This window comes from Flavobacterium marginilacus, assembly GCF_026870155.1.
Taxonomy (GTDB): domain Bacteria; phylum Bacteroidota; class Bacteroidia; order Flavobacteriales; family Flavobacteriaceae; genus Flavobacterium; species Flavobacterium marginilacus.
The window spans coordinates 4,273,460-4,294,028 of record NZ_CP113975.1 but is presented as its reverse complement, the minus strand read 5'-3'; the positions used below and the strand labels follow the sequence as shown (position 1 = coordinate 4,294,028).

Genomic DNA, 20,569 nt, shown 5'->3' with positions numbered 1-20,569 from the left:
AAATATACAATCATGACTAATAAGAAAACATACTCTATTTTTGGAGCGGGTGCAGCTGGGCTCTATACTGCCTGGAGATTACTGGAAGGGAAATCCAAACATGATAAAAACGAAAAAATGCTTGTCAAAGGTGATGTGTTGGAACTCTACGACTGGGGGAAATATGATTTTTCCAAAAAAAATCCAGGTACGAGAGAGCCAGGCGCACGTGTCTGTACATGGCATTACAAGGACAATAAAGACAATTCGTATCTGGAATTGGGCGGTATGCGATATTCTTATTGGGACGGAAGTCCTGAAGGGGCTGGACATCGTGTAGTTACCAAAACTATAGAGAAACTTGATTTAAAGAAAGATTCCATTGAGTTTAATGAATCTGCGGATCCATTAATGTCTCTGCGTTCTAAAAATATGTATGTCTCAGACATTAATTCTAATCAGCCAGCGCCTTATTTTGCAAACAATTATGGTGAAGACGCTCCGCCGGATGATGGATTTACAACGATACAATCTGTAGCTATTACGCAAGAATCCGGGCCTGTAACCAGAAGAGAGTGGTGCCGGTTTTATGCAGAAGGAAGAATCAATATTGATATGCCGGAAAGTTCAATCTTTCAAAAAGGAGATTTACTAAAAGATATAGGGTATTGGAATCTCGCTTATGACAGACTTGGACAAGAAGGATTTGGCTATCTGGCGGATGGTAACGGCTATAGTTCAAACGTAGTAAACAGCCATAGTGCCCAGTCCTTTAATGTTAATGACGAATTTACTCCTGGAACTGAATATAAAACGCTGGTAAAAGGATACTCCAGTTTATTTGATGCTTTATTCGAAGAAGTTGAAAAACTGGCAAAACAAAAAGGAATTACACTGAATTATTTTCCAGATACCAGATTACGTTCAATTCTGCATACTAAGGCTGGGATTCGTTTTACCACCGCAAAACGCGCAGCTCCTGATAAACTTGCCGAAAGTAAAATATGCAATGCTGCATTTCTTGCAATGCCTCGTGCGGCTATTGAACTGGTAGCTGAGGCAACGCGTTATACAGATGATGAAGGTCAGGATGTCTTGAACCACGAAAAAGTACAGCTCTATCTGGAATCTGTAATTATGGAACCTTCGTACAAAATAGGAATGTTTTTTACTACTCCTTGGTGGAGAACAACCGAGGCTGGAAGTCCAACGTATCCTGCCAAACTAACCAGTTATTTCCTAACACAGGAAGGAATTGCCAAACTTAAAAAAGAAAAATTTCCTTCTAATTATTTGAAAGCAATAGAATCAGCAAAAAATCCGGTTATTATAGGTGCATCATTTAACGATAAGATCAGTTTTATAGCTGCTGTAGAAAATGCAATTCAGGAACGCCTGACTTTTAAAGAAGAAAAGCAGATTGCAGCTGTAGCCGAATTAGATACTATTGGTCCAAGCATTACCGATATGCCTATCCGGCAGGTGGTTTATTTTGGTGATAACGCCATAAATAAAAAGGGGGAAAAAGTGTATGGTATTCTGGCCAGTTATGATGATATTCAGTATACAACATTCTGGAAAGCTTTAGAGCTTGGGCCAAATGGAACACGTGAAATTCCGGAGTCCAGAGATTGCCAGCCGCTCGAAGGACCAAGAAAAGCCACGCCAGTAATGGTCAAAATGCTCCGTTCACAATTGGCAGCACTGCATTTTGGACCACAGGCTGATTATTCTTTTGTGCCTGAACCTTTGGAAACAAAATACATGGACTGGTCGCTGCCTCCTTTTAATGCAGGGTATCATGCTTATAAATCACACTATGATTTAGGTGACGTGCAAAGAAAAATTAGAAAACCGTCACAGCTCGTTCCAAAAACGGATTGCGATATTTTTATAGTTGGCGAAACGTATTCAAATGATCAGGCTTGGGTAGAAGGGGCATTTTGTACTGCCGAATCTGTTCTTAATGATTTTTTTGGTATCGAACCAATCATAGATGAAAAGTATTATCCTTTTATCTCTCCAGAATAATTCACTCTAACTAAATAAGGCAGATTAACATTTGTGTCACTTTGCTTATACAAATGTTATAATGCTTTCAAATTTCTAAAAACATGAAAACCAAAAAACTTTTTACATTTTCAAATGAGGTAACAAAAGATAATATCAAAGAGGTAATGCAGCAGGCAATTGCACTGGAGCTTGCTACTATTCCAACGTATCTGTCGACCTATTATTCAATAAACAGAGCGCAGGATCAAGATAAGCTATACGCTAAACTCCATGCGCAGCTATCGCAGTCTGGTGAACGTACTGAAGCAGAAATTGAAGCATTGGCGCAAGATCTGAAACTGGATGTATTGGTATATTCGAATAAATCAGCTGCTTTAATTATGAGTGTGGTTATCGAAGAAATGCTGCACCTGGCTCTTTCCTGTAATGTGAAACAAGCAGTTTGTCAAACAGAGCCGGATCTTATGGGAATCGGAAAAGTACTGTCATTTCCAACACAATTAGATGGACATATTCCTGAATTTCAAATTAACGCTGCAAAATTATCGCTGAATCAGCTGACTACTTTTTTGCAGATAGAAAGCCCTGAACCATTTGTAGATCCATATGCAGAAAAACAATTGTTAAACACGGTTGATTATCAAACTATTGGCCGTTTGTATGAGATGATTATTGAGTGCGTAAAAGAGAATTTCCCTGGTCCGTATAATTATAGACCACAATTGCTTCCACCTGATAATCCGGCACGTCCTAAGCCGTTTTATTCTCAAAACTCGATGAATACTGTGCATTATGACAGAGAGCACAATCCTAAATTTGCTAATGGCAATGATAGCGGCGAACTGGTTGGGGTGTATGATGCTCATTCGGCAGTTGAGGCTTTGGAACGAATTGTAGAACAAGGAGAAGGACGAAGCAAGGAGAAACAGCATACTCTGATTTGGGGAGAAAATAAAATGCCGGTACCAATGGAAGTCGTGGATGGAAAGGTTACGTTTTGGGAAGGCGATTATGATGATACCGGAAAAGAAGTGGCACATTTTGCCAAATTCCTCGAAGCGTATAGCCTTGGAGGTCATTATCAGGAAAAGTTTAGTAAAATTCAGGGCTTGGACGATTTTTTCAGCTATTTCGTGTACGACACTGATGCCAATCCGACAATAGCCGATTATAGAGCATCGGGTAATGAGGCTCTGGCACTTTGTTCAGAATTGGGTAATGCGGTTTTTGCTTATATTCTTTTAATGATTGAAACCTGTTATTATAAAGACGAAAGCACTCAATATGATTTGTTCCTGTATGGCATTCATAAATCGATGATCTGGCTGTTGAGCGGTGTAGGAAATCAGATAAATTATTATACTTATTCCAAAGGAAATAGCGCTTACAGAGGAGCTTTAACATTTGAACCTTATTCTTTTGTAAATAGTTTTTTAAGACCAAAAGAGCAGATTATGAATTTGGTCGATCAATTGGCTAAAGCTGATCCTGTTAATTGGGGCTGGGCAATTAAGAGTGAAAATTATTTTCCTTCACTGCCAGACGTAGGGCTGGATCACAGTATTATAGCCGATATGCCAAAGGTACCAAGCACACCATATAAACATAATCATTAATCAAAAAATAAAAAAGATGTCAGAATTAGTAAATAGAGAGCTTCATGTATGCATGGGGCTTAATTCATGTAAAAATGCGGGATATTCAGGCAATAATGATTGTGCTGGAAAAGGAGATTGTTCAACAGCAGTTGGTCATCCCTGTCATACCTTGAATGCCTGCAAGGGACAGGGAGGCTGTGGAATCTTTGGAACTACCGAGGAACTTTGTCATCCAGGCGAAAATGAATGCCGTTATCAGGGAAGCTGCGGAGTGCCTATTCTGTCTTCTCGTTTTTTGGCACAAGGGCCTAATAAAGGACTTAGTGTCTGGCAATTGGCAAGAGCGCGTTTTGAAGAAAAAAGAACAGAAAACGGTGAATCATTTGGCGCAGCGCCACAACAGTATGGTCCAAGCGATGAATATGTAAATATGGTTCGCGGGACTACAGGTAAAGATTATTCTTCCTGCGGACAAAGCGGTTCAAGGTCTTGTTCCTACATAAACAATCCTGTGGATAGAAAGGCGGCTGCCGACTTAAGGGTTTTGAAGATGAAGGAAGAAAGTGCAAAAAAACTGCCTGAGACTATTTCAAACTGCTGTTCGAAAAAATGATAACTAGACTTGGATTGCCTAATTTAGGATTAGGATTAGGTTTAAGAAGTCAGCATTTTGAGCATATACTTCAGAATAAACCCGGAGTAGATTGGTTTGAGGTAATTTCTGAAAATTTTATGGATTCGCATGGACGGCCTAGATATATTTTACATCAGATAGCAGAACAGTATCCCGTGGTAATGCACGGGGTATCGCTGTCTATAGGAAGTACCGATCCGCTGAACTTTGATTACCTAAAAGGTTTAAAACAGCTGGCAGCCGAAGTAAAACCGGCTTGGATTAGCGATCATCTGTGCTGGACAGGAGTTTTAACAACCAATTCGCATGATTTATTACCGCTTCCGCTAAATGACGAGTCATTAAAACATGTTTGTGATCGAATCAGGCAGGTTCAGGATTATCTGGAACGTCCATTGATTTTGGAAAACCCAAGTACGTATGCATCCTTTAATAATTCTACACTTCCAGAATGGGAGTTTTTGCGATTAATGACCGATGAAACAGGTTGCGGATTACTGCTGGATGTAAACAATGTGTATGTGTCTTCTTTTAATAATGATTTTGACCCAGTGGAATATATCAATGGAATTCCGCATGATAAAGTAGTGCAGATGCACTTGGCGGGTCATCAGAACTGCGGCAATTATATCATTGATACACATGATAGGGAAGTGACCAATCCAGTATGGAAATTGTTTCAGATGGCATATCAATTGGTAAGCGAAGCTTCCGTTTTATTGGAGTGGGATGGTAATATTCCAGCCTTTGATGTGTATCATTCCGAGTTGCTTAAATCAAAAAAATATATGGATAAAGCATTTGCTGGAACTGAAAATGAAATTCAATCTATTGATAATGAGCAAATTTCAAATCCATTGAATATTGTTGCGATAAATCAATTTATATAAGTGTTTAAGATGCACAAAACGCCTACCATACCATTGAAGGATTTTCAGCAATGGATGCAGCAGCTTTTACTGGATCCTTACCAGCAGACAGCTGTCAATCCTAATGATTTGCTTTCCAATGCATCAAATGCAGCATCAATTGAAGATGTGATTTGTCATTCTGAAAAATTGACCGCGCAAGAACATTTGGGTATTTACCAGCGGAGTTATATTGCGCGTTTGCGAAATTGTATGTCACAGCAATTTAGCGCATTAGAATATGCCTTGGGGGAGGCTATTTTTTGCGCTTTTGCTGATGATTATCTTGCTTCAAAACCATCGTATAATTACAACTTATCTTTTTTAGGGGCTCATTTTTCGGAGTATCTGCAAAATAATAGACCTGATGCCCAAGACGAACTGAAAGAAGATTGGATAGATTTTATGATTGAACTGGCTCAATTTGAATATGCTATTGGTGTTCTTTTTGAAATGAAAGCGGAAGAAAATTATCAATTAGCGGCGATTAATATTGCAGAAAAGGAACTAAAATTAGTACCTATATGCAGCTTATTCAAATTCCAGTTTCCAGTACAAAAATACTATTCCGAGTTTAAAAATGGAAAGGAACCCAATTTACCATTTGAAAGCGAAAGTTATTGTGTGGTTTTGCGCCATAAATTTAAATTGGCAATTTATGATCTGCACAAAGAACAGTATGATTTTTTAAGTATTTTAAAAGAGCAAGGTGATATTGCTGTTGCAAAAGAACGGTTTAAAACTCAGTACAAAGAAAATGATGAGGTATTTGAAGAAATATGGAGCAGTTGGAAAAAACGCTGGATTGAAGCTAATTTTTTTCGAGTTTAGTAAAATAAGTAACAAGCTGTTATATCTTTATAAAATCCTATTCTTGGCTTATAGGAATGATTGCGTCTACAAAGTGAATATCATTTAAGCTAAGGTTGTGTGCTAAAATATAATTCTTGCAAAGTTGTGAAGACGCAAAGTTCTGAACGTTTTTTTGTGTCTTCGCGACTTTTCGAGAATGAAATTAAAGCTTAACGTAACGGCATTGGCTTCTATCCTTGATAATTTTAGATTGAAAACGATATTGGATTAAAAATGTTTCAGTATTTTTTGTTTTATTTCGCACCAAAATGGTAGCATAATCCATATAAAAAAGTATCTACCACATTATCAGCACCAACAAGAACCCCAATATTTGGTGTAATTCTTACTTCTAATGCTCCTCCATAGGCAAGCTGAATTGTTGTGTTTTCAGTATTCATTTGTTTTAGGCTGGTACCTCCAATTTTCACTGTTACTGTAACCCTTTCAAACTCTCCTCCTAGTGAACCGTATATTGCATAAAATGATTTTTCATTATTCACTATGTCAAATTGAGTTCTTTCAAATGAAACGCCGTATGTTAGGATATCAGTATAGGAAACTCCTACTTCATAAGAGCTGGGTGATGCTAACAAACTGACTTGAGTACCTGGATAATAGTTGGCATTATCTTTCGCATACTGTTCTCTTTTTGATTGTGAGTTTGCAAGTGATGTCATTAAAACCATTAGTAATAGGAATTTTTTCATAACTATACATTTAAAAAGTTACTAAATCATCTTTTTTATTTTCCGATATGTTGTTTTTTGTTATTTTCTGTCACTAATAAAGTAGGTAGTGTCAGGGAAATAATCTAAAAATTTAAAGTAAGTTCTGGGGTGACTGTTGCTTTAAATTTCTCATTCAATTATTTCTATATGTAAAGTTAATGTATTAATAATCAATACGTATATAAAATAAATACAATTTTACTGCCTAAAATTATAAATGGTCAAAATAATTGAACAAGCGCAGTTTTTTTATTTGGTGAGAGGAAGAATATGATTGAAAATAAAGATTAGATGCAGAGAAAATTACGTTCTCTCTTTTCCTAAAATTTTATATTATATTCCTAGTTAAGGTTCTTTATTATAATCCGTTTATCTTATTTGTAAGCAATGAAAAGTATGACTTTATCAAAAGAAAGTTTTTAATAAATTTGTATTTGTAATCCTAATTTTAAATTAGTAATTTTACTTATCACTCACTAAACTTCGAGATATTCTGGTTTTAGTGGCAGCATAAAAAAATATCTAACAGACGGCAGAAACTAATACAACGCCGTCAGAAAACAAATAAGTTATGTCGAGAATTTTCATGGTAATAGGTTTGACGCTCACTTTTATAGTCTGGACTTTATATCGGCTTATAGTTAAAAAGGATTTAAAGAAAAACTTAAATAACATGTATCTTGGTCTTTTTTTTATAGGAACTTGGGCACTTCTTTATTTTTTTATTGTGGAGTGTTTTTAGATTTGAGAATGATTTAAATTTCTTTAGTCAGCCTGTCTAATTCTTTTAATAAAGTAGGAAATCTAAATTCTCCAGCCATACTTTCGATTTTTGCGAATGCCTCGTTTAAATCAATCCCGATTGAAGTGATAAAAAGAGGTTTTTTACTATCGCCTCTAAACAAGCTTTTTTTGTCTTTGTTTAATGATGCAAAATTAGTTTTGGCTACTCCAATTATTGGGATCTCCTGATTTAATTTTTCATACAAATGCCCACCTAAGCCATATTTTTTGTCATCATCCAGATAAATATATCCATCAACAATTATTGCATCAATGTTTTTTTTCAGCTCCATCTTTTTCAAAAGGCTTAAAATACAAGGCAATTCTCTTCTATAAAATTCTCCTGGAATATATTCTTCGACATTATCAACTATTTCTGAATATACTTTATAGTCTTTGCTATGATTCCATTGATTAAATTCAATACAGACGGTTTTGGCTTTTCCGTCAAAATAATATGTGTCAAATGCCAAAAGCACTAATTTTTTTGTCATGATTCTATTGGTTCCATTGTATCTCCTATACTTAATGTGTATGATAATATCGGGTAAATAAAATTTAAATTGTTGTTTTCCTGTCCTCTTAAAGTATAAAATTCCTTTTTTTGATTTTCATCAGCCAATGTTAACAATTCTCCATTGGAGAAATACGGTAAATTATCTTTGAAATGTATAAATGTTTTTGATTTTCTAAAAGTAATTCCAAGCCATTTATTATCAAATTCAAGTTTCTTTTTGCTTAAAGCAGATTCTAATATAATTTTATGAAGAAACTTTTTATTAGTTTCCAATGAAAATAGGATAATAGAATTATGTGTCAGCGGGATTTCGTATTCTTCATTACTGACTTTGTCTTTAATTTTTAGTTTACGTATGTTCTTTTCTATTAAATTGTCAGGATTTTCATAGCATGAAAATAAACCAATAAAAGAGCCAGTTTCCAAATCTAAAGATTGATCAGAATGATAATTCATTTTAGAATAATTACAGTCGTAGATTTCTATAAGTGCATTATTAAAATCTGCCGATTGTAAATTTTCAATAGGATTGTTTTGAATTTCAGTATTTAAAGACGCTATAATTTGATGATGTACAGGAGAAAAATCATGAGGCGGAATATTGTAAATACTGGTTGTTCTTGTGATTGGAATATTTTGATCAGATATATTAACTAAATTATTTCCGATTCTCCCTTTAGTGATATTTTCAAAAGTTATGGAATTTGATAATTCTTCGAATAAGTTTTCAAGAGGGAGTGTGATTTTATAAAAGCCTAAGTTGTTCATTACTTATTGTCAGATTAAAATATTGGTTTTTCGTAATCACCAGAATTCATGCTAAAATGAATTTTACCGTATTCTATTTTCTTTTCACTGATATTTTCTTCGTAATATGAATTTCTTAGGTCAATCATTGTATCTGAAGTCATTGGTTCAAGTTTAATAAACCTATTATTTTCCTTGATATAGGTTTGGTCATTTATGTAAACGGCTTCTAAATTTGAACAGCGGGCAACATAACCCATTCTAATTGGAATTTGATCTACATTTAGAACAGAAGGCTTAATTTCGTGAGTGTATAATCTATTTGTAGAAAGAGGTATTAAAAAAGCTGAATTTGGATACAAAGTAACATTGAATTCCTTTTCTAAAGCTGGATCAGTTACGGTATTCTTTAATTTAAAATGAAGTTTTGTCAGTCCGCTTGCTTTCTTATAAAACCAATCGTACCTATCCTCTTTTGATTGTGTCAGCTGGTCAAAATTGGATTTGTCATAGAAAGTGCAAAAAGCAATAATACCATCTTTAGACATATCTTTTGTTTTGTCAGAATGTGCTTTTATTTTAGATTTTACTTCTTTTGCGCTGTCATTGCTCTTTATTTTATTCTCATAAATTTGAGCTAGAACATGATTAACTTTTGTTTCTTTTTCAAAAGTATATTTGATAGCATTATTTAAAATGTTTAGGATAATTTGATCAGTTTTTCTAAAATTGTCTGTTGGTCCGGTAAAATTGCTTGAACATCTCAAAAGGCGAAAATGAAGCAATTCTGAATTATTTGTATTTTCTTTTACAATTTCAGTTAAATAAATGCCTTTTCTTAGAGCCTTAGATTCTTTGTTCGATTCTGTCAGTTCCTGAAATAAATGTTCAGATTTAATTGTATTAAAATAATCATTGTCGCCAAACATATTTCGGTAATAGATTCCAGCATTGCTGATAAGAAGCGGAACTTCTCCTAATGTTATAAAATGCAGATTATCACCTTTGTAATTTTCGTGATTTATTGACAGTTCTTCGATTACATATAAGTTATGTTTATTGTTTTTAAGTTGATTAATATCTCCGCAGACGTAAATCATTTTGTCAGCTAACGAAGTTTTAATTTTAGAAAAATCATTTACTACAATTCCACAGAATTTTTCTATCAGGTAGCTAAGCTCTAAAGTTGTGTTTGTGTTTTTACCTAAAACAATGAGAATATTTTTGTCTTTAGAAATTTTGTTTTCGCTGGGTAATGTCATCATCTTTTATGCGTTTTCTTCTTTAGTTTAAGTTGGATCTCAGTGTTTTTATTGCTAATGTATAACTAATTTTATTACAGAAATAAATAAATTTTTTAAATAGCAGTTTGGCTTTTTTATATTTGTAAATAGTAGAAAGATATATTTAAAAATAAGTTGATTTATAAATTTTTTTGTGTGCTGAATGAAAACTAAAGTTAGTTTTCTAAAATGTTCCAATGAAAAGCTGCTGCAGATGTTCTAAAGTTCAAAAGACATAATGTGTTTGTTCTTAAAATCTATTTAAGATCAGTATTTATATGAAATTTGTAACAGGGAAGTAGGCTGTCAGTAGATTTAACGTAGTTTCATAAGTCGTTTTTCGTCTCACTTTTGCAAGCAGCCAGGATAAGAAGCTCATGATAAAAATATCTTTTGGGCCGTTTTGTGCCGAAACTATAAAATCTTCTATTTCTATTTGGAATTTTTGTGTTTTTATAATTTCGGGTTTCAGTACATATTGCTCAATAAATAAAAGATAGTGTACAACACGTTCTTCATTTACCGTTAAAAGGTATTTTTTATAACGCCGTTTAAAACTTTTTATTCGGGATAAAGTCAGTTCGGTGTTCTCCTGCTGGACATGCAGAATGATTTCGACAAGACACTTTTTTATCGTCCAGTCCATTCCCATTTTTTTTTCGTACCAGCTGTCGGTATGGTTTAATTTTGCCATTTCTTTTACGGCATTGCGTCCTGTATTTTGCTGTATATAAAAAACGATCAGCATCAGACGGATGTCGTTACTGTCATTAGGATCTGTTTTTTTATTTGAAGAAAGCGCTTTTTCGGCAATTTCAATTGCTTTTTGCCAATGACCAAGATAATTTTCATTGAAAGCCAATAATAAAAAATACCGAAGGCAGAACCGCTGATAATATTTACCAGATTGTTTTTGAAGTTCGGCAGACATCAAATCAAGATAGTCCAAAGATTCTCTAAACTGACCATTCCGAAAATAGAAGTTGGCTACAAAATATAAAATGTAGATATGATAGTATAAATGTCTGTCTGTCAGATCCGTTTTTTTACTAATGAAACGGTAGCTTTTAACTACAAAAGGCTGAATAAGCGAGAAATTACTGTTTAGGGAAGCATATTCGTTGGCGATAAATAATATTTGATACAGCGATTTAAAAGTCAGTCCCTGTTTTAATGATATTCCATGTGTTTCAATGGTGTTTTTTATAAGAGACTGAAAATCTACAATCCGGCCTTCGTGATGAATAGCGGCAAGTTCACGGCGTAAAACAGCATAGCCTAAATTGAGCTGTTCTTCATATTCGAGTTGTTTTTTATTGGCTTTAAACTTCTCAATTATTTTTTCGATTGGTTCTGATAGGTTGAAATGTGCAAATTGTATCTGAGTCTGATAGATTTCATTGAGAAGACCAAAATGTTCAATGCTCAATGCAATATCTTCGGCCTTTGCAAGACATTTAAAGGCTGTTTTTATCAATTTGTGTTCAAAAAATAAACGGCTTACAACAATAAGACGAAGTACTGCATTTTCTTGTGAGGTGTCATTCTCAAAACTTCGATTGGCCATGAAATCAATCATGCTGTCATAAAGTCTTTTTCTGAGAGCATGATAGGCATCGGTACTTTTTTTGTTTTCTAAAGTATTTATTTTATAATTTATATCGTCAGTTTTTAAAGAATTAAATAATGCTGTATTGCTTGTGTCTTTACGTTTGTTCTTTTTTGAAAGATATTGTATGAATGCCTTTTTTTCGTTTTCATTCATCATATTTACTATTTCCTGAAGTGCATTCATACGGATGGTTTTTTTTAGTATAAAAATAATAAAATACATTTTTATATCGTCAGTTTTATTAATAAATTGATTTTTAGAATTCCTGTTTCATGCTGACATTTGCCTCATAATCATAAAACATAAAAAATTATGGAACCGCTAAAATCAAATGAATCAAACAGCAATTCAGAATCAAGAAATGCAAGATTAAACAATGAATCTCCTCTAAAGCCAAGTGTCGCTTTTGTGGGCGCATCGTGGATGACGTTAATTATAGGTATGACTTCCTATTGTATCGGACTTTATAACTCGGATATGGCTTACAACGAAAAAGGATATTATTTTACGATTCTCCTTTTTGGTCTTTTCTCTGTAATATCAGTGCAGAAAAGTGTACGAGACAGACTGGAAGGTATTCCCGTAACCGATTTATATTACGGTTTAAGTTGGTTTAGTACCATTACTGCTGTAGTATTGTTAATAATCGGTCTATGGAATGCCGATTTACTCCTGAGTGAAAAAGGATTCTTCGGAATGTCGTTCGTATTAGGACTGTTTTCTGCTCTTGCAGTGCAAAAAAATACCCGAGATCTCAAACAATTTGAATCGGCTAACATATAGTTTTTAGCGGGCCTCATTACTGTCACAACATTGTGCAGTTTTGAGGTTTTCTAAGTTTTAATTTGTATGGATATGAAATCGAATGTTGCTCTACAAAGTCTTTTGATGAATGCTGTGCGAATGTCTCTCGACTTCGCATCCCGCAAGTCAAGTATTATATAAACGAAAAAGCTTCAGAGAAATCTGAAGCTTTTCTAATAGCGGGTAATCTTGAAAAATCTAACAAGTTTATTGAGGATTATTGTGCTTTTTTTGAATTGCAATGATATTGTAAAAACAATGAAAATCATTTAACTTAAATTCAATCAATATACAATTTAAAGACAGTTTAAGTATTCTCGAAAGTGTAGATTTTGCCCATTTATGGAAAATTTCACCTGATTAGACCGATGTTAAATCAATAATCTGGTTAGATTTCCTGTTAGGGATTAAAGAAAAAATTATCAATTCAAATAATAAATTCTTCTAATCAGCCCATGGCTTCAAAACCACTTTCCCTATATTTTTACGGTTTTCCAACAGTTTATGAGCTTCTGAAGCTTTTGAAAGAGGGAGTACGTGGCCAACTTCCACTTTTACTTTGCCAGTCATGATATATCCGATAAGTTCTTGTATCGCAGCACCTATTAATTCCGGATCGCTTGCATAATTATTGATGTAAACACCGGTAATTGTATGACTTGACGCAGTAAGCCTCCAGGGATCTATTGCAGCTGACTGCCCGCTGCTTTGTCCCAGATAAATCATACGCCCAAAAATAGCAAGCGCATCCAGAGCCTGGTTCACAACATCACCGCCTGTAGTTTCCCAGACAACATCAACACCTTTACCATCTGTAAATTCTCGTACTTTTTGAGCCCAGTCAGGCTGAGTATAATCTACTGTAAAATCAGCACCATAATCGGCAGCCATTTTTCTCTTTTCTTCGGTACTGGCTGCAGCAATTACGACAGCTCCGTAAATTTTAGCGATTTGTACAGCAAACAGTCCCAATCCACCGGCAGCGCCTTCAATAAGAATAGTTTCGCCACTTTGTATTTTGGCCGCTTTTTGCAAAATAATTACTGCGGTTAAGCCATGAGCCAATATCGCTGCAGCAGTATCGAAATCAATAGTTTCAGGCAATGGAATTACTACAGCTGCAGGCACCGAGATATATTGTGCATAGCCGCCTGCGCCTGGTATAGCAAAAACACGGGTGCCTACGGCCAGATTATCAACTCCTTCTCCCAGTTCTTCAATAGTTCCGGCCACTTCAATTCCTAAAGTGAAGGGTACAGGCGATGGGTCTGGATAATCATCACCTCTTCTTCTGATTGTGTCGGCGTAATTTACGCCCACACTTTCAATTTTTATCAAAACTTCTCCTGCTTTTGGCTTAGGGGTTTCTATTTCTTCATATACCAAAACATCGGGATTGCCATTTTGGTGAAATCTGCTTGCTTTCATACTTAAATTATTTATTTGATTTTTAAAACTACTTTTCCTTTGGCCCTGCCGCTCTCCACATATTCCAAAGCTTGTTGTGCATGTTCAAATGGATAAACCTTATCTACAATTGGTTTGATAATGCCGGCTTCAATCAATTTGGTGATCTCTTCAAGCTGCGCACCATTGGCCTTCATAAAAAGAAAAGAATAATCAACATGCTGCTGCTTCGCTTTTTTGCGGACTTTACTGCTTATCATGCCAAATACAAACTTCATCACCCATGACAAACCTAGTTCTTTAGCAGACAGCGGTGTTGGAGGGCCGGAAATAGAAACCAGCTGTCCTCCTGATTTAAGAATGGTAATCGATTTCAGCAGTGTTTTTTTATCCTGGCTGTTCAGGACATAATCATAATCTTTCAGGATGTTTTCAAAATGCTGTGTTTTATAATCAATAATAACATCTGCCCCTAGAGATTGAACCAATTCATGATTTTTGCTGCTGGTAGTGGTAGCTACTTCCAATCCCAAGTGTTTTGCCAGCTGGATAGCGAACGTACCTACACCGCCGGATCCGGCCTGGATGAAAACTTTCTGACCTTTTTTTAAATGAGCTTTTTCAAAAAATGCCTGCCAGACTGTTAATCCAACCAGTGGAATAGAGGCTGCCTCTTCCATTGAAATGTTTTTGGGTTTTAAAGCTGCATCTGCCTGGTCAAATGCTATAAACTCTGCGAAAGTTCCAATCCTGAAATCTGCCGGACGGGCATAAACTTCGTCACCAGCTTTAAATTTGGTTACTTTTCTGCCTGTTTCAACAATCACACCAGCCAGATCATGACCTAAAACAAGAGGTGTTTTATAGGGCAGTAATAATTTAAATTCCCCGTTCTTTATTTTAGAATCGAGTAAATTAAGAGCGGTGGCATGTATTTCGACCAGTATTTCTGTATCTTTAATTGTTGGTTTTGCCGCATCAGAAAGCTGCATCTTTTCCTTTTTGCCGTATTTATTAATTACAAATGCTTTCATAGTCTATAATTTAAATGTTTTTTGACCTGCTATTGTTTAGTTTATGATAATAGAAATAAGAAATTACCAAAAACACAAATGGTATTAGCGGAAACAGGCTTTTGCTGAAACCATCAATCATAAAATGAGCATAAGTACCGGAAAGGAACGTAATTCCGAAACCGAAGTAGACCCACTCTTTAATCTTGGAAGGAACACTAGGAATCAGAATCGCAAAAGATCCCAGCACCTTGAGTACACCAAGTTCTATCCTGAAATGATCCGGAAAACCAAGATGGTGAAATGCTTCCAGCATCGTTGGATTAGTAAAATAAAAGTAACCGGAAGTGGCTCCTGTAAGCATTGCTAGTACAGTTGTTGTCCAGTAAATTATGTTGATTTTTTTCATAAAGTTACAAATTAAGTTAAAGCATCTATTTCAGCTGTTTGTAATGTTCTTTTTTGTTGACCATTTTATACGCAGTCTCAGGCATCAAACGATTCAGGAAGTAAAGTGCTTTTGTATCTCCCACACGAATGGTATAAGTATCGTTCCGCAGACCTTTAATCAACTCGTCGACTAATTTTTCAGGACTCATTTTCTTATCCGGGCGGTCTGCCACCATATCTGTATCTACCAAGGGCGGTAATAATTCAAAAACTTTTACCGAACTTTGGATAGCCTGCAAATGGGATCGCAATGATTTGGTGTAAAATGCCAAAGCCGCTTTTGTAGCCGAATAGGTTGCTTCTAATACGGAAGGGACAATACTCAATATAGAAGTGGTGTTTATGATAGCTGCTTCCCTGCGTGATTGAAGCATATCCATAAAAAGATTATTCAGGCGGATGACGCCAAAATAATTCACCTCCATTTCATATACTGCACCGGCTAAATGCTTGTCATTCGCAACACCAAGATTTATCGGAGGAACCCCTACACCGGCATTATTAAAAAGAATATCGATTCCTCCAAGTCCAGAAACCTTCTCAAAAAGTGCATTGGCATCTTCTGCTTTGGAGACATCGCTTTTAAGGGCGATAAGTTCCGGAAACTGCTGTTTGGCAGCATTCAATTTATCCTGATTTCTGCCGGTAATAATGACCTTCGCACCATTTTTCAAGAACTGTTTGGTGGCCTCGAATCCTATTCCTGATGCACCACCGGTGATTAGTACTGTTTTGCCTTGAATATCCATAACAATAGTTTTTATAGTAAAAGTGGATTTGCTGTTCAGAGCAAAATCCACTTTAAAAGTTAATTAGTGATTTGCCTGAGATGCAATTTTGGCCATCGCTTCGCCAACAGCTGCAGCGTAAATTTTTGTTTCTCCCACCGGAATATCAAACAGGTTATCTTTTAAACCAATAAGTAATTCGTCTGCAACTTCACTTGGAGGAATTCCATTTTCACCTCCGATGTAAGATGAAAATTCGGTATTGGTCAACGGAGGATATACTTCATAAATCTGAAGGTTTTTTTGTTCCTCATAAGTGTATCTCAAAGCTACAGTATAGCTGTGTAATGCCGCTTTTGTAGCACCGTAAGTCGGCAGGAATTTATGGCTTCCATAAACTGCAAGCGAAGAAATATTTACTACTGCCGCTTCTTGTTTTTGCAATAAATGAGGAATCATCAGTTCGTTAAAATGGATGATGGCAAAATAATTCACATTCATCTCAATCTGTGCTTTCTCAAGTGCATTGGTCTGTTCACTTAAAAGGTACCCAAAAGCAGCACCTGCATTGTTTATAATGATATTTACATCTGAATATTTATTTTTCAGTTCATCAGCAATCTTGATTCTGTCAGATTCATTTGCCAAATCCCCTACAATAGCTGCCGCACCGTCTAATTCGGAAAGTGCTTTTTGCAGACGCTCTTCATTTCTTCCGTTGATAATTATTTTATTGCCTTCGGCATGTAATTTTTTAGCGATTGCTAAACCTATTCCGGCACTTCCGCCACTAATAAATATTGTATTTCCTGTTGTTTTCATTTTATGTTATTTTAAAATTTATTTTGTTTTATATTGATTTCGTGCGTTTTTGTTAAAATATACTTTTTAGTATATTTTTGATTAAAAAAAATTACAAACTGTATTGTTCAAGTTCTTTTTTCAGGTCGTTTACCAATTCATACATTGGCTGAGCTGAATCTATAGTACGACAAATTACGATACCGCCTTCAATTGCGGCAACCATCTTAAATGCAAATTTTGCAGGATTAAGCTGGGATGAAAACTCACCGCTGTCAATGCCTTGCTGCATCACTTCACAAAGAGCTTCCTGTCCTGCTAAAAATCTTGCTGCAACCATTTGTTTGATTGCTGGAAAGTTGTCATCTGCCTCAACTGCCGTGTTAAACATTGGGCAGCCACCGTTTATATAGGTATTGATTGGATTTTTATAAAAATCCATGAACGCATTGATTTTTGCCTTAGCAGTGGTTTCCTTTAAGACAGCAGTCGTAATTTTTTCCGCCAGATTATTCAAAGAATACTCAATTACCTGTTCGGAAAGATCGTCTTTACTCTGAAAATGACCATAAATGCAGCCCTTTGTTAATTTGGTAGCTTCCAGTACATCATCAATACTCACACCGGAAATACCCTTCTCGTTGTAGAGTGGTGCTGCTGTTTCGAGAATAAATTGTTTTGTTCTTTCTGCTTTGGTTGTCATGATTATTGTAATTAAAAATGCAAATATACTAAAAAGTATATTTTAAAGCCAAATAAAATATACCAAAAGTTTTATTTTAATTCAAACTAGATACATTTGATGCAAATTCTGATGATATTAATTATCTTTTCCTATTTAAAGTGAACATCTGATTCCATTCAAAATGACTTCAGATCTATAAATCTTTTTATGACTATCCGTAATTCATACCAAGAGTCTAAATATTGAAATACCCTTTGACCTTTGCGTGAAATTGGGCTCGCAGAGGCGCAAAGAACATAAAGGCTAAAGTTTTTGAAAAAAAATCAAAACTAATTTATTGGTCTCAAATAGAGTTTAAAACTATACACTTTCAGCGCATCTTGCTTTAGCTTCTAAAAAAAAATTGCCACAGATTCACAGATTTTAAAATCATTTTTTATCTGTGAATCTGTGGTAAAATTTCATCAATTTTCGCAATCCAACCTTGCCGATTCTGTGCCTGACTAAATCTATGGACTTTCAGTCCATAATGGTTTAGTCTGTGAAATGGTACTAGTCACGGATAGTCATGAATCTTTTTATGAAAATTCATGCTGAAAAAGTAGTAGAAAAAATCAAAAACATCAGTGATTGCTGAATAAGAGGAGATGTTGAGGATAAGATAAGGATTCAAAAGTTAGTGTTTCCAGAGAGTTTGTCAATTAGGGCAGAAAATAGAGAATATCTAACCAAAAAAGTGAACCGTATTTTTGAGTTAATTCCAATTTTTACGGGAGGTGATGAACATGATAATCATAAAAAAACCCATCAAAATGCTGATGGGTTGGTCTCAGTAGCGGGAAGCATTCAAATATCTAACCGGCTTATGGAAGATTTCTAAAAAGAATTACTTAACCACACTTGGATATATTTAATATTTCTAAGGGCCAGATTAAAAACTGTTATATCTAAATTAGATAGCTAATAAAAGAACGTTTTTTTTTCTTTTAAGTGATATTTTTTAAGAAATTTAAAAGCTTTATTTCCTTTTGGATTATTCTTACCATAAATAGTCCAAAGATTAATAAAAAAATATATCCGCTTGATAGGATGTAAAGATAAAAGCCTCTTGAGAAATTGTTTTCAAAAACAGGTAAAAGTAACGTGAAGCCAACAATATAAGTCAAGTAAATGACAGGTGTAAGGATGTAATGTATTTTTTTTCTCCATTTGTAAAACTCATGCGCTAGTTTACTGTATTCAATTAAGTTAACATCGGTTTTTAAGTCCTCTAGTTTTTTTACACTGATCGATTCTAAGGCTGCACGGATAAGAAGCATTGCAATCATAATACATAATCCAAAACTAAACTGTGTATGTCTATAAGCACCTGCCCAAATATAATAAGTGATTAATATTAATGAGGTTAGACTTAAAATTACTCTGGTCCAAAAATGACTGCGTTTAATTTTTTTAGTATGCGCCTCTGCTTTTTTAATAATTTCGGAAGCAGTTGGCTGTGTATTAGATTCTGTCTGCTGATCCCAGATATTTTGTAATTCTTCAAATGTTTTCATTTTGTACACATTGAGTTAAACTTTTTTTGATTCTATGAATTCTAACGCGAAGTGTTTCTTCTGTTATCCCGATTACTTCTGATATTTCCTGGTATTCTAAACCGTCTAAAGTCATTAGGATTATCATTTTGTTTGTTTCTTCAAGTTTTTGTATGCATTGATACATTTGCTGCAGCTGTTCATCTTTTTCGCTCGAATAGGTTTCTGAAACTGTCTGAGGCATAATATCGGTCCTAATTTCTTTTCTTGAAGATGATTTTCTTAAATAAAGAAGGCATGTGTTTACTGCAATCCTGTAAATCCAGGTGCTGATACTCGAGTCATTTCGGAAGGTGTCTAGTTTCTCCCAGACTTTGATGAAGATTTCCTGAGCTGCATCAGAGGCCAATGCAGTATCTCCACAAAAATAACCTTTGCACAAACGAAACACCTTATTGTAATTCTTGTAATAGATCTCGTTGAATTGTTCTTTTTTAGCCACCTTATTTTAATTCAAGTTTTACTTTATCCATAAACCATTCAGGTTGATCATACATTACAAAATGAGCAGAGTTTGCTGCGTAATAAATTTTAACTGAAGGAAGGTTTTCATACTGGGCTTTATAAGTGTTTTGTACTGTATTAAGATCTGGATTTGTGGCAGCTAAAATGACTGCCGGAATTTTAATCTTAGAAATTTCTTTTCGCAGGTCTAAATTAAGCATGTCAATATAACCATAAACATAAGTTTTTCTATCGGCAATATTCATCCATTCATTGATTGTTTTCTGTTTTTCTTTGTTCATGCACATATAAGCAGTCGACTGCGAATTCATTCCGTTGAACGCTTTTTGATCCATTGCCAGCATCATTTTACTTTGTGGATTGTCGTACGGAATAATTTCCCCTTTGTAGTTAGGAATCATCAAAGCTGCACTTGCAGGTAAAGCATCAACGATAATTAACTTTTTAAACAAATTGGTTTCTTGAGAGGCTAACCACAAGCTTAAAGTACCTCCTAAACTATGGCCAATTAATGTAGCATTCTTTATTTTCTTTGTTTTTACATAAGAAATGACCTGATCTTTTATGGTAGAAAACCAAGGTTCTTCAATTGGAGGAACATTTCCGAATCCTGCAAAAGTAAAAACATGACATTCGTAATTTTTAGAAAGCTCTGCAACTGTTTCATTCCATACTTCTCCTGTACAGCCAAAACCAGGGAATAACAAGACAGGAGCTCCTTTTCCTTTTACCTCTACTTTGAAGGCAGTTTGTGAAAAAACAGATTTTGAGATAAGAAGAATAAATGTAATAATTAAAATAGATTTCGTTTTCATAAGATTTAATTTTTTAAAGTTTATCTTTTGATACAGTACTAGGTTAATTGTTACCTCAAAAAAACATTTTTTTTTAAAATATTTTTATCGCTTTCAGAATTTAGGTTTAAAATCCTGCAGTTTAGCTTAATAAAAAGCAAGTGATGATT

At 34.8% G+C, this 20,569-nt stretch carries 20 protein-coding genes; 6 read left to right on the top strand and 14 right to left on the bottom strand.

Translation table 11 applies throughout. The annotated features are described in order from the left end of the window. The first annotated feature begins 12 nt into the window (after positions 1 to 12). The 5 genes from OZP07_RS17860 (at position 13) to OZP07_RS17840 (ending at position 5,963) form a co-directional block, all read left to right on the top strand. Positions 13 to 2,010, top strand: coding sequence for a flavin monoamine oxidase family protein (locus OZP07_RS17860; RefSeq protein ID WP_281636176.1), 1,998 nt, complete (start codon positions 13 to 15; stop codon positions 2,008 to 2,010). 83 nt (positions 2,011 to 2,093) lie between these two features. Continuing rightward, entirely contained in the window at positions 2,094 to 3,608 is a 1,515-nt protein-coding gene (locus tag OZP07_RS17855) for a ferritin-like domain-containing protein (protein WP_281636175.1), read from the top strand. A gap of 16 nt (positions 3,609 to 3,624) precedes the next feature. Continuing rightward, on the top strand, positions 3,625 to 4,203 hold the full coding sequence (locus OZP07_RS17850; RefSeq protein ID WP_281636174.1) for a hypothetical protein: 579 nt from the start codon (positions 3,625 to 3,627) through the stop codon (positions 4,201 to 4,203). Further along, positions 4,200 to 5,114, top strand: coding sequence for an MNIO family bufferin maturase (bufB, locus tag OZP07_RS17845; protein WP_281636173.1), 915 nt, complete (start codon positions 4,200 to 4,202; stop codon positions 5,112 to 5,114). Before OZP07_RS17850 ends, bufB begins: the two co-directional genes overlap by 4 nt. 9 nt (positions 5,115 to 5,123) lie before the next feature. Continuing rightward, positions 5,124 to 5,963 carry an HvfC/BufC N-terminal domain-containing protein gene (locus OZP07_RS17840; RefSeq protein WP_281636172.1) on the top strand — a complete coding sequence of 280 codons (840 nt, stop codon included), beginning with the start codon at positions 5,124 to 5,126 and terminating at the stop codon, positions 5,961 to 5,963. 275 nt (positions 5,964 to 6,238) lie between these two features. Here the strand turns inward: OZP07_RS17840 and OZP07_RS17835 are convergent, their stop codons facing one another. The 5 genes from OZP07_RS17835 to OZP07_RS17815 form a co-directional block, all read right to left on the bottom strand. Next, the gene (locus OZP07_RS17835; protein WP_281636171.1) at positions 6,239 to 6,664 is read right to left on the bottom strand and encodes a hypothetical protein; all 426 of its coding nucleotides are present in this window, start codon (positions 6,662 to 6,664) and stop codon (positions 6,239 to 6,241) included. Positions 6,665 to 7,470: 806 nt separating this feature from the next. Next, entirely contained in the window at positions 7,471 to 7,992 is a 522-nt protein-coding gene (locus OZP07_RS17830) for an endonuclease V (RefSeq protein WP_194642112.1), read from the bottom strand. Further along, a complete protein-coding gene (locus OZP07_RS17825; protein ID WP_194642113.1) occupies positions 7,989 to 8,783 on the bottom strand; it encodes an alpha-ketoglutarate-dependent dioxygenase AlkB in 795 nt (264 codons plus the stop codon). The genes OZP07_RS17830 and OZP07_RS17825 overlap by 4 nt, the downstream gene beginning before the upstream one ends. A gap of 14 nt (positions 8,784 to 8,797) precedes the next feature. Then, entirely contained in the window at positions 8,798 to 10,027 is a 1,230-nt protein-coding gene (locus tag OZP07_RS17820) for a hypothetical protein (RefSeq protein WP_281636170.1), read from the bottom strand. Between the two features lie 292 nt (positions 10,028 to 10,319). Further along, the gene (locus tag OZP07_RS17815; protein ID WP_281636169.1) at positions 10,320 to 11,879 is read right to left on the bottom strand and encodes a tetratricopeptide repeat protein; all 1,560 of its coding nucleotides are present in this window, start codon (positions 11,877 to 11,879) and stop codon (positions 10,320 to 10,322) included. A 90-nt stretch (positions 11,880 to 11,969) separates the two neighbouring features. On the opposite strand from OZP07_RS17815, the gene yiaA reads away from it, so the two are divergent. Beyond that, a complete protein-coding gene (gene yiaA, locus OZP07_RS17810) occupies positions 11,970 to 12,440 on the top strand; it encodes an inner membrane protein YiaA (RefSeq protein WP_194642116.1) in 471 nt (156 codons plus the stop codon). Positions 12,441 to 12,905: 465 nt separating this feature from the next. Here the strand turns inward: yiaA and OZP07_RS17805 are convergent, their stop codons facing one another. The 9 genes from OZP07_RS17805 to OZP07_RS17765 all read right to left on the bottom strand — a co-directional run bounded on the left by OZP07_RS17805 (position 12,906) and on the right by OZP07_RS17765 (position 20,420). After that, entirely contained in the window at positions 12,906 to 13,889 is a 984-nt protein-coding gene (locus OZP07_RS17805) for a quinone oxidoreductase family protein (protein WP_281636168.1), read from the bottom strand. Between the two features lie 11 nt (positions 13,890 to 13,900). Further along, a complete protein-coding gene (locus tag OZP07_RS17800) occupies positions 13,901 to 14,902 on the bottom strand; it encodes an NADP-dependent oxidoreductase (RefSeq protein ID WP_281636167.1) in 1,002 nt (333 codons plus the stop codon). A gap of 10 nt (positions 14,903 to 14,912) precedes the next feature. Then, positions 14,913 to 15,290 carry a DoxX family protein gene (locus tag OZP07_RS17795; protein ID WP_281636166.1) on the bottom strand — a complete coding sequence of 126 codons (378 nt, stop codon included), beginning with the start codon at positions 15,288 to 15,290 and terminating at the stop codon, positions 14,913 to 14,915. A gap of 25 nt (positions 15,291 to 15,315) precedes the next feature. Continuing rightward, positions 15,316 to 16,080 carry an SDR family oxidoreductase gene (locus OZP07_RS17790; protein ID WP_281636165.1) on the bottom strand — a complete coding sequence of 255 codons (765 nt, stop codon included), beginning with the start codon at positions 16,078 to 16,080 and terminating at the stop codon, positions 15,316 to 15,318. A 63-nt stretch (positions 16,081 to 16,143) separates the two neighbouring features. Beyond that, complete coding sequence (locus OZP07_RS17785) at positions 16,144 to 16,881, bottom strand: SDR family oxidoreductase (protein ID WP_281636164.1); 738 nt, start codon at positions 16,879 to 16,881, stop codon at positions 16,144 to 16,146. Positions 16,882 to 16,972: 91 nt separating this feature from the next. Beyond that, on the bottom strand, positions 16,973 to 17,563 hold the full coding sequence (locus OZP07_RS17780; protein ID WP_281636163.1) for a TetR/AcrR family transcriptional regulator: 591 nt from the start codon (positions 17,561 to 17,563) through the stop codon (positions 16,973 to 16,975). A gap of 968 nt (positions 17,564 to 18,531) precedes the next feature. After that, positions 18,532 to 19,101: a hypothetical protein gene (locus OZP07_RS17775; protein WP_281636162.1), complete on the bottom strand. Its 570-nt coding sequence runs from the start codon at positions 19,099 to 19,101 to the stop codon at positions 18,532 to 18,534. Next, complete coding sequence (locus OZP07_RS17770; RefSeq protein ID WP_281636161.1) at positions 19,088 to 19,582, bottom strand: RNA polymerase sigma factor; 495 nt, start codon at positions 19,580 to 19,582, stop codon at positions 19,088 to 19,090. Before OZP07_RS17770 ends, OZP07_RS17775 begins: the two co-directional genes overlap by 14 nt. 1 nt (position 19,583) lies before the next feature. Beyond that, complete coding sequence (locus tag OZP07_RS17765; protein WP_194642121.1) at positions 19,584 to 20,420, bottom strand: alpha/beta fold hydrolase; 837 nt, start codon at positions 20,418 to 20,420, stop codon at positions 19,584 to 19,586. Between the last annotated feature and the right edge of the window lie 149 nt (positions 20,421 to 20,569).

Excerpts from the sequence above, each read along its gene's own strand:
- OZP07_RS17815 (WP_281636169.1), bottom strand. The coding sequence starts at position 11,879 with ATGTATTTTATTATTTTTATACTAAAAAAAACCATCCGTATGAATGCA.
- OZP07_RS17775 (WP_281636162.1), bottom strand. The coding sequence starts at position 19,101 with ATGAAAACATTTGAAGAATTACAAAATATCTGGGATCAGCAGACAGAA.
- OZP07_RS17785 (WP_281636164.1), bottom strand. The coding sequence starts at position 16,881 with ATGAAAACAACAGGAAATACAATATTTATTAGTGGCGGAAGTGCCGGA.
- OZP07_RS17840 (WP_281636172.1), top strand. The coding sequence starts at position 5,124 with ATGCACAAAACGCCTACCATACCATTGAAGGATTTTCAGCAATGGATG.
- OZP07_RS17800 (WP_281636167.1), bottom strand. The coding sequence starts at position 14,902 with ATGAAAGCATTTGTAATTAATAAATACGGCAAAAAGGAAAAGATGCAG.
- OZP07_RS17860 (WP_281636176.1), top strand. The coding sequence starts at position 13 with ATGACTAATAAGAAAACATACTCTATTTTTGGAGCGGGTGCAGCTGGG.
- OZP07_RS17765 (WP_194642121.1), bottom strand. The coding sequence starts at position 20,420 with ATGAAAACGAAATCTATTTTAATTATTACATTTATTCTTCTTATCTCA.
- OZP07_RS17805 (WP_281636168.1), bottom strand. The coding sequence starts at position 13,889 with ATGAAAGCAAGCAGATTTCACCAAAATGGCAATCCCGATGTTTTGGTA.
- bufB (WP_281636173.1), top strand. The coding sequence starts at position 4,200 with ATGATAACTAGACTTGGATTGCCTAATTTAGGATTAGGATTAGGTTTA.
- OZP07_RS17825 (WP_194642113.1), bottom strand. The coding sequence starts at position 8,783 with ATGAACAACTTAGGCTTTTATAAAATCACACTCCCTCTTGAAAACTTA.
- OZP07_RS17830 (WP_194642112.1), bottom strand. The coding sequence starts at position 7,992 with ATGACAAAAAAATTAGTGCTTTTGGCATTTGACACATATTATTTTGAC.
- OZP07_RS17835 (WP_281636171.1), bottom strand. The coding sequence starts at position 6,664 with ATGACATCACTTGCAAACTCACAATCAAAAAGAGAACAGTATGCGAAA.
- OZP07_RS17855 (WP_281636175.1), top strand. The coding sequence starts at position 2,094 with ATGAAAACCAAAAAACTTTTTACATTTTCAAATGAGGTAACAAAAGAT.
- yiaA (WP_194642116.1), top strand. The coding sequence starts at position 11,970 with ATGGAACCGCTAAAATCAAATGAATCAAACAGCAATTCAGAATCAAGA.
- OZP07_RS17850 (WP_281636174.1), top strand. The coding sequence starts at position 3,625 with ATGTCAGAATTAGTAAATAGAGAGCTTCATGTATGCATGGGGCTTAAT.
- OZP07_RS17795 (WP_281636166.1), bottom strand. The coding sequence starts at position 15,290 with ATGAAAAAAATCAACATAATTTACTGGACAACAACTGTACTAGCAATG.
- OZP07_RS17820 (WP_281636170.1), bottom strand. The coding sequence starts at position 10,027 with ATGATGACATTACCCAGCGAAAACAAAATTTCTAAAGACAAAAATATT.
- OZP07_RS17780 (WP_281636163.1), bottom strand. The coding sequence starts at position 17,563 with ATGACAACCAAAGCAGAAAGAACAAAACAATTTATTCTCGAAACAGCA.
- OZP07_RS17790 (WP_281636165.1), bottom strand. The coding sequence starts at position 16,080 with ATGGATATTCAAGGCAAAACAGTACTAATCACCGGTGGTGCATCAGGA.